Source organism: Flavobacterium hiemivividum (assembly GCF_004349145.1).
Lineage (GTDB): Bacteria > Bacteroidota > Bacteroidia > Flavobacteriales > Flavobacteriaceae > Flavobacterium > Flavobacterium hiemivividum.
Map to the genome: position 1 here is coordinate 27,108 of NZ_SMFO01000006.1, position 13,287 is coordinate 40,394.

6 protein-coding genes are annotated in these 13,287 nt (G+C 36.2%); 2 read left to right on the forward strand and 4 right to left on the reverse strand.

Annotated features, from left to right (window positions below; all coding sequences use genetic code 11):
- The first annotated feature begins 24 nt into the window (after positions 1–24).
- Both E0F98_RS09590 and E0F98_RS09595 read left to right on the forward strand, forming a co-directional pair.
- Positions 25–2,319 (forward strand): family 20 glycosylhydrolase, encoded by a 2,295-nt coding sequence (locus E0F98_RS09590; RefSeq protein WP_132110863.1) that lies wholly within the window; start codon positions 25–27, stop codon positions 2,317–2,319.
- A gap of 124 nt (positions 2,320–2,443) precedes the next feature.
- On the forward strand, positions 2,444–4,210 hold the full coding sequence (locus E0F98_RS09595) for a DUF4091 domain-containing protein (RefSeq protein WP_132110865.1): 1,767 nt from the start codon (positions 2,444–2,446) through the stop codon (positions 4,208–4,210).
- Positions 4,211–4,307: 97 nt separating this feature from the next.
- Here the strand turns inward: E0F98_RS09595 and E0F98_RS09600 are convergent, their stop codons facing one another.
- The 4 genes from E0F98_RS09600 to E0F98_RS09615 all read right to left on the reverse strand — a co-directional run bounded on the left by E0F98_RS09600 (position 4,308) and on the right by E0F98_RS09615 (position 12,868).
- On the reverse strand, positions 4,308–5,912 hold the full coding sequence (locus tag E0F98_RS09600) for a sulfatase family protein (RefSeq protein ID WP_132110867.1): 1,605 nt from the start codon (positions 5,910–5,912) through the stop codon (positions 4,308–4,310).
- 6 nt (positions 5,913–5,918) lie between these two features.
- Positions 5,919–8,357, reverse strand: coding sequence for a DUF4982 domain-containing protein (locus E0F98_RS09605; RefSeq protein WP_132110869.1), 2,439 nt, complete (start codon positions 8,355–8,357; stop codon positions 5,919–5,921).
- 62 nt (positions 8,358–8,419) lie between these two features.
- The gene (locus E0F98_RS09610; RefSeq protein WP_132110871.1) at positions 8,420–9,667 is read right to left on the reverse strand and encodes a glycoside hydrolase family 27 protein; all 1,248 of its coding nucleotides are present in this window, start codon (positions 9,665–9,667) and stop codon (positions 8,420–8,422) included.
- Between the two features lie 84 nt (positions 9,668–9,751).
- Positions 9,752–12,868 (reverse strand): glycoside hydrolase family 2 TIM barrel-domain containing protein, encoded by a 3,117-nt coding sequence (locus E0F98_RS09615; RefSeq protein WP_132110873.1) that lies wholly within the window; start codon positions 12,866–12,868, stop codon positions 9,752–9,754.
- Positions 12,869–13,287 lie beyond the last annotated feature (419 nt).

A 13,287-nucleotide genomic window follows, 5' to 3' on the forward strand; every position in this document is an offset into this window, starting at 1 on the left:
TAATAAACGAAAAACAATTAAAAAATGAAATATTACTCGCTAGTCGTATTACTGCTTTCCGTATGCATCGGATGCCAGACTACTTCAAAAACATTTACGGATGCCGAAATATCCATCGTTCCAAAGCCTTCGTCTTTAGTACTTTCTCAAGGTTCTTTTTTGTTTTCGAAAGCAACAACAATTTCGGTTCAGAATGAATCTCAAAAACCCGCTGCTAAATATTTATCAGACTTGTTTCAAAAATCTGCTGGTTTCCCTATTTCCATTTTGGAAAACAAGGGAAATACCGCTATCGTTTTTATAAAAGACGACAGTATTAAACCAGAGGCCTATCATCTAGAAGTGAGTCCGAAAAAAATAAGTATAAAAGCGAGTGATGCTGCAGGTTATTTTTACGGAGTACAAACACTTCGTCAATTGCTTCCTCCTGCTATCGAAACAGCGAATAGTAACAACGCAAATTGGACTGTTCCTAGCATTGTGATTACTGACCAACCTCGTTTTGCTTGGCGTGGTATGCAAATGGATTTTAGCCGTCACTTTTTTAGTATTGATGAGGTGAAAACCTTTTTAGATTACATGGCTTTATACAAACTGAATACCTACCACATGCATCTTACAGATGATCAAGGCTGGCGAATCGAAATCAAAAAATACCCTTTACTGACAGAAAAAGGAGCTTGGCGTGTTGAAAGTTCGCACGACAAAACCTGTAATGAATTAGCAAAAACAGATCCTTCTTTTATCATAGACCCGCAACATTACCACAATCGCGATGGTCAGAGAATGTATGGCGGTTTCTTTACCCAAGTACAAATTAAAGAAATCATAGCCTATGCTGCAGCAAGACAAATTGAGGTTATTCCTGAGATAGACATGCCTGGACATTTAAAATCAGCGATCGATAATTATCCGTATTTATCTTGTACGAATGAAGCGGGATGGGGAGAAATTTTCTCAAGTCCGGCCTGTTTAGGAAAAGAAACTTCCTATGAATTCACAAAGAATATTTTATCTGAAATTGCTGATTTATTTCCTTCAAAATACATTCATATTGGTGGAGACGAAGTGAATATCCAATCATGGAAAGAATGTCCACTTTGTCAAAAAGCGATAAAAGACAACAAACTAAAAAACGAACACGAACTGCAATCATTTTTCAACAGAGATATTGAAGCTTTTCTACATTCTAAAGGAAAACGTCTTTTTGGTTGGGATGAAATTGTTGAAGGTGGCTTGTCTAAAGATGCTACAATGATGTGGTGGAGAAACTGGGCTCCAACGATGAGAGATATTGCCGCTAATAATGGCAATGACATGGTTATAACTCCTTGTTTCGAATACTACTTTGACGCAAAGCACGAGGTTACCCCATTCGAAAAAGTATATAATTACGAACCAGTCCCAGAAAAATTTACAGAAAAACAAGCCACGCATATCTTAGGTATTCAAGCTAACTTATGGTCTGAAATGATCCCGAATTTTAAACGTTTACAGTATCAAGCCTTCCCAAGATTTTTGGCATTAGCCGAAACGGCATGGACTTCGAAAGAAGATAAAAATCATGATGATTTTCAGAAAAGAATGGCAATTCAGTACAATAGATTAGATGCTTTGGGTATTCAATACCACATCCCTGCCGTAACTGGTTTTAAAGATAAAGTAGCCTTCTTAGAAAGGGCTATTATCGAATTAAACGCTCCTATAGATGGTATGACGATTTATTATACGACAGATGGAAGTGTTCCTACGAAGGCTTCTAAAAAGTATACTGGACCGATAGAATTTTCAGAAACCACTACTTTAAACACTATCGCCTACAGAGGCAATGTGGCAAGCGATACAAGAATGGCACTGATTGAAAAGCAAACGTACTTAGAACCTGTAGCTATTAGTCCAAAATCAGGGTCATTAAAACGCTGGACTGCTGTTAAAAAGTTCAAAGTTGTTGATTCTATTTCATTGCCTAAAAACCCCGAATTTACATCGATTAACGAAATTAGTCTTGCTGGAAAAGAGGGCTTGGAACAACTTTCTATGGTTTTCGAAGGTTATTTTTATGCAGCTGAAGAAGGTCTATTTGAATTTGCTACAAAATCAGATGATGGTAGTTTACTTTACATCGGTGATAAATTTGTGGTTAACAATGGTGGAAATCATTCCGCTATCGAAAAAAATGGAATGGTCGCTCTAAAAAAAGGATGGCATCCACTTACAATAAAATACCATGAGGCAACTGGTGGCGGCGCTTTAGATGTTTGGTTTAAAGCTCCAAATGGCACGAAACAAGTTTTAAAGGGCGCTTTTATTGGAGAATAATAGATCCATTTAACGTAACATAAATTATTCTTGAATGTCGAAAGTCATTCAATCTAAAAAAAATAATGCTCCTGTTTAATTGCAGGAGCATTAATTCTTAAAAGTCATAATTAAAACAAATCTAATGAAACTATTCGCTAAGTCTTTTTTAGTTTTTTCTATCTTTTTGCTCTTTGCTTGTCAAAATCAGAAAAGCTTTATAGTTGAGCAAACGTACCAAGAACCTCAAGACCCTACTCCTTCTCAAAGTAAAAACTGGTCAGCAGTTTCAAGAGGATTACAAGCCTCTATCACGACAACTGATATCCGCTTTGTACGAAGTGAAGTTCCAGAAGTAGAACAACAAAACTCATGGACTGGAACCGCTTGGAAAGGCGAGCGCATTTCGTTACAATTAGTTCTCTGGAGTAGCGACTCTATCACAAAAGTAAATACCAAAATCATCGACTTCAAATCAGATTCTGGACATAAATTGCCATCTACAGCTGCAAAAATTAATTTTGTGAAATATGTAATCACTGATGAATTTGCAGCAGGTTGTGGCTACAGAAAACCCGAAGACTTCGCATCTTCATTAGCTGCTGATATTTTGGAACCTGTGAATTCTTATTCGATAAAAGGACAAGAAGCAAGACCTATTTGGATCACAATTGACATCCCCGAAAATGCAGTAGCTGGATCGTACAACAGTGTTTTTACTTTAAACATTGAAGGCCAAGAGAAAAAGCAATTTAATTTGAATATAAAGGTTGTCGATAAAGTTTTACCCGCAGCGACCAACTGGAAGTTCCACTTAGATTTATGGCAAAATCCTTATGCTGTATCTCGTTTCCATGATGTAAAGCCGTGGTCACCGGAACACATTGCTTTGCTAAAACCAATCATGAAGCGCCTTGCTGATGCTGGACAAAAAGTAATTACAGTATCGCTTAACAAGCGTCCTTGGGGCGGTCAAACATTCGATCAATTTGAAGCTATGATTGAATGGAAAAAGAAAAAAAACGGCACTTGGCAATACGACTATAGCATTTTTGACACTTGGGTCCAACTGATGATGGATTTGGGTGTAAAAAACCAAATTAGTTGTTATTCGATGGTTCCTTGGGGTAATGAATTTTACTATTTCGATGAAAAGGAAAACAAAGAAATAAAAATAAAAGCGGTGCCAGGCACTAAGGAATATGAGGATTTATGGATTCCGTTTTTAGAGCAATTTAAAGCGCATTTAGAACAAAAAGGATGGAATAAAATCACGCGCATTGCGATGGACGAACGTGGACCGGAAGAAATGAAAGCAATGCTGCAATTATTAAATAAATATGCGCCTGAATTTGGCGTTTCTTTTGCCGATAATCATAAAAGTTATAAGTTATATCCAAACGACTTAAAAGATATGTCTGTAGCATTTGGACATCCTATGGATGCGGTAGATTTAGAACAAAGGCGAGCTAATGAATACATAAGCACGCATTATGTTTGTTGTTCGGATAGTTTTCCAAATACCTTCACATTTTCACCTCCTGCAGAAGGCGTTTTTATAGGTTGGTACACTATGGCAGCAAACTTTGATGGCTTTCTACGTTGGGCATACAATAGCTGGACCGAAAAGCCATTAGATGACTCCCGTTTTAGAGCTTGGCCAGCTGGCGATACTTACATTGTTTACCCAGATAACCGAACCTCTATTCGCTTTGAAACACTTCGCGAAGGCATTCAAGATGCTGAAAAAATAAGAATTCTTAGAGAGGATCTTTTAAGGGATAATAGATTAGACGACCTACATCTTTTAAACCAAATTGTAGCGCAATTTAATATAACTGCAAAGCCAGAAAATTTAAAAAGCATGCTTAAAGAAGCAAAAAAAGCACTCAATGTGTTAGCAGAAAAATAATCCTGATCTAGAAATACTTCAATAAAAAAAGTCACCGGATAGATTACTCATCATGAATAATCTATCCGGTGACTTTTTTGCCTAAAAACCAACTATATTACTTTTTGTAAATTTCTATATAGTGATTGTCTAGTTCTTCTGAATCCTTATATTTCTTACGTGTGTCTTTCAATTTTTGTTTCATTTCTTGGACTACTTTGGCATAAGCAGGATCATTAATCACATTATTTACTTCCTGCGGATCTTTCTTTCGATCGTACAACTCCCACTCATTCACATCGTGATAAAAATGGATTATTTTAAACTCTTTAGTAGCGATACCATAATGTCTTTTTACCGCGTGCTCTGCAGGATACTCATAGTAATGATAGTAAATTGCCTCTCTGTCCCAAGTTTCTTTTTTACCAGTTAGTAATGGCACTAAGCTTTTACCTTGCATATCCGTAGGTGCAGTTACACCTGCAGCTTCCAGAAAAGTTTGTGCAAAATCTAAATTTTGTACCATCTCATCTTCGGTAGTTCCAGGAGCTATTTTATTTGGCCATTTAATCAATAATGGCGTTTTAAATGACTCATTATACATAAATCGCTTATCAAACCAGCCGTGTTCTCCTAGGTAAAATCCTTGGTCAGAGGTGTAAACAATAATTGTATTATCGGCTATTTTTTCTTCATCCAAATAATTCAATAACCTTCCCACATTATCATCTACCGAAGCAATAGTTCCTAAATAATCCTGCAAGTACCTTTGGTATTTCCAAACGGTAAGTGTAGAATCATTCATCGTAGGATATCGTTTTTTGAAATCTTCGTTGATAGGTCCATAAACAGCATCCCATTTAGCGCGTTGTTCAGCGGTCATGCGACCTAGACTTTCTCCTAGATTATTCCAATCCTCTAATCCCAATTCTTTCATTGTTTTCGGGGTAAGCTTATTATCATTAACAAGGGACATGTGTTTTAGAATACCCATTTCGGCAGTTCTAGCTGCAGTACCACGTGTGCTGTAATCATCAAAAAGCGTTTCTGGTAAGGGAAATGTTTTTTTGGTAAATTCAGTATAATACTTTTCACTTGGCAACCAGGCGCGATGCGGCGCTTTATGAAGGTACATCAACATAAAAGGTTTGTTTTTATCTCTACGATTTTTCATCCAGTCTAGCGTAAGATCTGTAGTAATATCAGTAACATAACCTTTGATAATGGTATCTCCCTTTTGAGTAATAAAAGTTGGATTATAATATTCGCCTTGACCCGGTAAAATTTTGAATTCATCAAAACCTTTTGGGTTGTTACCAAAGTGTAGTTTTCCAAACATAGCAGTTTGATAACCCGCTTTCTGTAGAATTTGCGGATAAGTTACATTCGTGGTGTCAAACTTACTTAGGTTATCAATTTTCCCGTTGATGTGACTGTGTTTTCCAGTAAGAATAACAGCTCGAGACGGCGCACATATAGAATTGGTTACACTTGCATTAGTAAACAACATTCCTTCCTTAGCAATTCGATCAATGTTAGGAGTATTGATCAGTTTGTCACTATAGGCGCTTATGGCTTGATACGCATGATCATCAGACATGATGAAAATGATATTCGGTTTTTCGGCGGTTTTCTGTTGTACTCTTTTAGTTGTGTTCTTAATTTGGCATCCAAAAAAAGAAGCGGTCAAAATAAGAGCAGCGAAGATTTTAACTTTATTCATATTTATTTAGTTTTTAGTAGTAATTTTTATTTTTGCTGTTTGCAATCCCTTTCCTGTGACCTTTAACTCTATCTCACCAGCTTTGGAAACTGACTGAACCAAAACAACCAGTTTACCACTAAACAATTTCATCGTGGGTAAATGGAACATTTCCAGTGAAGTCGCATCACCATTACAAGCGGCGCGAAAAACACCGTCTCCTTTCACATTAAACTGTAGTTGATTAGTAGCTGTGGGACATGGAATACCGTTTTTATCCACCACAGATACCGTAACAAAAGATAAATCCTTACCATCTGCATCAAGTTGTGTTTTATCAGCTTCTAACACTAATTTATAGGGTTTCCCTGCAGTATTCGTTACTTGTTCAGCAACGGCCTTTCCTTCATCGTCGAATGCCACCACTTTTATAGTTCCTGGTTCATACTTAACATCCATCCACATTAATCGGTATCTGTTTGTAGGCGAACTGTTATTTTTTTTCTGAATACCCATACTCTTTCCATTCACAAAAAGTTCGGCGCTATTATAGCTTGTATAGACAAAAACAGGTGTTACTTCGCCTTCACGTCCTTCCCAGTTCCAATGCGGAAGCATGTGTAAAGTTTTTTCTTTTATATTCCAACGGCTTCGATACAAATAGTAACGGTCTTTTGGCAAACCTGCCAAATCATTGATTCCAAAATAAGAACTTCGCGAAGGCCATTTCGTATCATAAGGTGTAGGTTCGCCCAAATAATCAAATCCTGTCCAGACAAATTCGCCAATTACCCAAGGTTTGTCGTCTTGTAAAACAAAATCTTCATCTGGAATATTCGACCAGCTGCAGGCTTCTAAATCATAAGAAGAGGATTGAAAGTCATCATATTCCTTCATCTTTGCAGCCACAACAGGAAATTTATAAATTCCTCTCGAACTCACCGTCGAAGCAGTTTCGGAACCTAGAATTAGTCCTTGCGGAAAAGCCTTATATGCTTCGTCATATAAATGTACTCGATAATTTAATCCCGGAATATCTAACACTGCACCAAATCCAGATGCCATAGTTGCCTCTACTTGATCCATACCCACGGTTACTGGTCTGGTAGGGTCTTCTCTATGAAAAATATCTTGCAACCATTTAGCACGTTTTGCGCCTTCACTTCCCCATTGATCAGGAACTTCATTTCCAGAACTCCACATGACAATACTAGGGTGATTTCGCGTAGCCTGAACTAGGTTTACAATATCTTTTTCGGCATCTGTTTCAAAATAGCGATGATAGCCATTTTCTACTTTTGGTTTTGCCCATTCATCAAAGCTTTCGGCTAAAAACATAAAGCCCATTTCGTCGCACAATTCAAGTTGTTCCAAAGAAGGCATATTGTGAGAGCTTCGGATGGCATTGGTACCCATATCCTTTAAAATTGTTAGTTGCCTACGCAACGCTGCTTTATTTACTGCAGTACCAATTGGACCTAAATCGTGATGCAAACAAACCCCTTTAAACTTGATAATGGAGTCATTCAAGCTAAATCCTTTATTAGCTTCGTATTTTATTTTTCGAATTCCAAATTTGGTTGAAGTCTCATCTTTTAAAATATTACCAGCGTATAGTCGCGAAACAGAAGTATACAAATATGGCGTTTCGGGACTCCATAAATTTGGATTGTTTACAGCAATATTCTGCTCAAACTCATTGCCATAAATAGCAGCGGTGCTATCAATAGCTACAGTTTTTCCAGAAGCATCTTTAATGCGGCTTACTAGTGTAAGTTGTTCCCCAGAGACTTTGGTTTTGATGTTTACTTTCGCTAATTCAGAAGTAATTAACGGTGTTGTTATAAACGTGCCCCATTGATTAATACTTTCGTTATTTTTAACAATAAGTCGGACATTTCGATACAAACCAGCACCGGGATACCAGCGGGAAGACAACTCTCTATTAGTCAATTTAACCGCTAAAGTATTTTCTGAAGTGCCCAAAATATGTGGTGTTATGTCAAAATAAAAATAGCTATAACCATAATTCCAGCTGCCTATTTTTTTTCCATTTATAAAAACCTCCGGCTCGCTCATCGCACCTTCAAAAAGTAGAATTACCTTTTTATCAGAATTAAAATTTGGTATAGAAAATTCGTTGCGATACCAACCAATGCCAATATAAGGCAATGCTCCAGTTCTACCGGTTTTTTTGGTAGCCACTTCCTCTCCGTTTTGAACAATAGCTACGTTCTGTATATCAATTTCTTTATCGAAAGGGCCTTTTATTGCCCAATCGTGCGGCACCGTTACTTTTTCCCATTTGGAGTCATTTAACGATTTAGAAGAACCATTAGCAACATCTCCGTTATGAAAACGCCAATTTTTTTCTAAAGTCAAAACTTCCCTAGTGGACTGCTGTCCAAAAGTGGATGTTGTAAAAATTAAACCGAATAAAATTGCCGTAATTAGCTTGTACTTCATCAGGTGTTTTTTAATTAATCTTATTTTTATAATCTCCATACCCTTAGATCGCTAATAGTTACTTATTTATTCTGAAAAACATTGAACGGTTTTGCTGTCCCATCAAGAGTTAAAACAACAACTCCATGTTTAGGTACTTCAAAACTCAATGTGCTTTTTTCAGAGCGATCAAAATCTTTTTTAGTCCATAAATCGCGGTAACTGTACCCTTTTGAGGCATCGATACCAACGGTATTTAAGTCTAAACTGATGGTTGCCGTTTTATTCGATCTGTTTAATAGAGTTACGGCAACTTTACCGCTCATAGTTGAAACCAATGGTTTGGCCCATACTTCTAAATCCCCATTATCAACTAATCTTCGGGCTTGATATACCAGTGGATCTTGGTTTAATGCGATAATTTCCTTGTTTGTGAGTATTTCAATAGTCTGCTTAGTCATACTTCTCAAGTCGTTCCCCGCTAAAAGTGGTGAGTTCATCATAGACCACATTGAGAAATGCGTTTTGTCTTCTTCATAGCTCATTCCCCGTCCAACTTGCAGCATATCCATATCGTTCACATGACCTGGAGAGGCATATTTCCATAAATCAGCATTTAAATCGATAATATGTAAAATCGAACTAAATGTATTAGTGATGTCTCCAGAAATCCTCCAAGAATCAGCGATTTGAAGTGCCCATTTTCCTGGAAATTCCCATCTACAAATGTTATAGACTGTATTGGGTTTAATTTCTTTGATGACGTTAGCAATTTGAGTATAACGAGTTTCTACATCTAATCCCAACCAATCTCCACCACACCAATCTACTTTTATAAAATCGTAATTCCAATCATTAAGCATCAACTTCAGGTCTTTTCGATCATGACCCATAAGCCCAGAACCTACGCCAATGGTGTCTTTATCCCAATGCGAAGCACAGGTATTGATTCCTGCATCAGCATATATACCAGCTTTCAAACCTTTAGAATGGATGTAATCTGAAATTACTTTCATCCCATTAGGAAAACGCTCTGGATGCACAATTAAATCTCCTTTTTTATCTCTACCCGCAAAAAAACCATCGTCAATATTAACATAAGAATAACCTGCTGCAGCCATACCAGACGAAACCATAAAATCAGCTTGCGCCTTAATTATTTCTTCATTGATGTTAACATGAAAGTTATTCCAACTCGACCATCCCATAATAGGTGTTTGTGGTTTTGTTTCTTCTAAAGATTTTGCAGGATTTAATGCAATTTGCTGTGTTTCTTGAACTTTGCAAGAAGATAAAATTATCAGCGATAATAATAGACAATATTTCACCATTTCGTTTTATTTTAAAAAACAGTATCGACTGATTATGCTTGATAAAAAGTCGATACTGCGGGGTTTTAACAATTATAAAATATTTTATTTTGCTACCGGAATCATCCAATACGAATACGAATAATCTTTGAAAGGCAATCGGTATTGCGGCAATGGCAATGTTCCCCAACTGTTAATACTTCCTAATCCTTGTTGGAATCCATCAATATTTACAAAAACCTCTTTTCTAGGATCTATTTCTCCGGCGTGGTGTTGCCCTTTTTCATCACCTGAATGTAGGTCGTCTTCACTGTAGTTAAGCGCTGAAACTGAAAGTGGTTTTTCACTTATAATTTTAATTCCGGAACCATCTTCTTTAGTAAGAGATACCCAACGCACTTCTAATTTATTTCCAGTCTCTTGCGGACGAATGTATGGAAAATACTGTTCAGCAATGGTTTGTTTATACAAACCTACTTTGGCAGCATGTTGTCTATCAGCATAAGCTTCGAAAGGTCCTTTACCGTAAAAAGTAATATTTTTATAGGCTTCTGGTAAAACTAATTTATTTCCGAATTTATAAAAATCTGGGTGTTTTCCTTTTATTGCTTTCAATTCGTTAGTCACTTTTACAGCACCGTTTCCATCTACTACAAAAGTCTCAATTAATTTAGCGTCTCCACCAAACAAGTCTTTAGTAAAGCTAATTTGAACATCAGTTTTTGAAAGTTGTTTTACAGTAGTAGTTACTTTTTCAGATTTCCCAGCGTCTTTCCACGCTTTATATCTTTTTTGAGTGCCAGCACCATAATCATTATCTACTGGTGCACGCCAGAAGTTCACTTGCGGACCACTTTCTACAAGACTTTTATTCTTAAAATTAAACGTTGTTAAAGTTCCAGTTTTTTGATCAAAAGTAACTTCAAACTCTTTTCCTGTAACACTAATAACGTCTCCTTTTGTTTTATAACTAACAGCATCAATCGCTTTTTGCGGAACCTGAACATTTGCTGCTTGCAATTTAAATTGCTCATAAGCCACTTTGTAATCTGCTTTCAATAAAGGCTCGTCTGTTTTTAAGATCGCAGCAACATTTAAGAAATATTCTACATCCTTTTTAAATGTAGTTGTAAAAGGAATCTTAATTGCTTTTTTCGCTTGTGGTGCAGTCACAATATTGTCTATCGTTCCTGAATCTACAACTTCACCATTGGCAATCACTTCCCAATTTAATTTGTAGTTTGATAAATCTCTAAAGAAATACCAGTTTTTAAGGTCTATAACGCCATTGGCAAGATCATTTTCATAAAATTTTACATCTTGGTGAATGTGTGCTACTTCATAAATATGAGGGTTTGGTTTACGGTCTGGTTGTACTAATCCGTTATTCAAGAAGTTATTATCACTTGGCGTTCCTTCTGGACCATAATCACCACCATAAGCAAAAATCTCTCTACCATTTTTTACGGTTTTTATTCCTTGATCAACGAAATCCCAAATAAAACCACCTTGCAATTTATCGTATTTCTCATATAAATCCCAGTATTCCTTAAATCCTCCCATACTATTTCCCATAGCATGTGCATATTCACATTGTACTAAGGGTTTAGTATTTTTTGGGTTTTTAGCATACGCTTCTACCTGTTCTGGTGTATCATACATTGGTACAAATAAATCTGTATTCCATTCGTGTACGGCACGTTCATATTGTGTTGGTCTAGTCTCATCTAGCTTTTTGGCTAATAAATACGACTCATAAAAGTTATAACCATTTCCTGATTCGTTCCCTAAAGACCAAATAACGATAGATGGATGGTTTTTATCTCTTTCTATCATTCTCTCAACGCGAGATAGATGTGCTTTTAACCAAGCAGGATTGTTAGCCAAAGTTCGATCTAAGGCATATCCCATTCCGTGTGATTCTATATTGGCTTCATCAACCACATAAATACCATACTCGTCACATAACTCATAGAAGTATGGATCGTTAGGATAATGTGCTGTACGCACTGCATTGATATTAAACTCTTTAAATATTTTAATATCTTTTAGCATGTCTTCGCGAGAAATCACGTGACCCGTGTTTGGATCATGCTCGTGCCTGTTAACCCCTTTAAATAAGATTGGTCTACCATTTACTAAAAATTGACCATTCTTTACTTCAGAAGTTCTAAATCCTATTTTCTTCGAAATCGCCTCCAATACATTTCCTTTTTTATCCTTGATAACAATGTTCAATTGATACAAATTCGGTATTTCGGCTGACCAAGTTTTTACCTGTGGAATGCTTTTCTTAAATTTGATTGTATTTGCAGAATTCCCATTTATTTCAAAATCAGAAGAACTACTATAAACGGACTGATTGTCTTTTACAATTTCGACAAAAACACTTCCTTTTTGCTTTCTAGAATCGATACTTTTAAGATCTACTGCTAAATCAAAAACACCATCAGTGTAATTGTTTTCTAAACCTGCTTTCGCAAAATAATCTGCTAACTGTACCTTAGGTCTAGCATACATATATACATCGCGCTCAATTCCTGAAATTCTCCAAAAATCTTGACACTCTAAATAACTACCGTCACTCCAGCGGTACACTTCTAATGCGATGGTATTTTTTCCTGGTTTAACAAACTTCGTTACGTTAAATTCCGCCGGAAGCTTAGAACCTTGGCTGTAGCCCACTTTTTCTCCATTGATCCAAATATAGAAAGCCGATTTTACAGCTCCAAAGTGGATAAACAAATCTTTTCCATTCCAATTAGTTGGAACATCAAAAGTTCTTTTATAAGAACCTACTGGATTGTTCCCATCAGGGATATCTGGCGGATTCAATTCTCCTTTTTGAAAAGGATAAGAAGCATTCACATAAATAGGAATTCCAAAACCTTCTACTTCCCAGTTTGCCGGAACTTTTATTGTACTCCATTTAGAGCTATCGTAATTGTCCTTGTAAAAATCAGTTGGTCTTTGTTCTGGTGAATCAACGTAATTGAACTGCCAAATCCCGTTTAGCAATAAATAATTTTCGGCTTTTGCAAGGTTATCCGCTTTTGCCAATGCAACTGAATTGTAAGGAAAAAAAGTTGCTCGTGCATCTAATTTATTAATTCCTATAACATCTGGATTTTCAATAACAGGGTCAAGCGTTTGGGCTTGAACTACATTTATTCCTATAAACCATAGGAAAAACACTTGCAATAAATGGGTTGTTTGTTTCATTTTTAACTAGTTTAACGTGATTTTATTTTTGATCTATTATAGTTTTACCTCACACCATAAGTACATTCGAAAAATGCCAAATTGATATAAATATTTTTCTTTTAATAGCGATTCTCAAAAATATAACAGTTTTCTTAATTTATACACCAGTACCTACCAGTTTATTTTACGATATCTAAAAAAAACGACTTATTTAAATGAACACTAAATTCGAAGATGTGTTTAGCCTCTTATAGTACACATCGTTCTCAAACATTTTAACCAATGCTATTTTGAAATTTGCCATAAAAAAAGAGCCAGAAACAACCGTTCCGACTCTAAATTTAATTTTAATTTATGCTTTCTAAAATCCTTTAGAAAGCATAATCTGGTATTATACCTTCATTTCCCCTGCTATACATTTCCTTTCAAAAAAGACA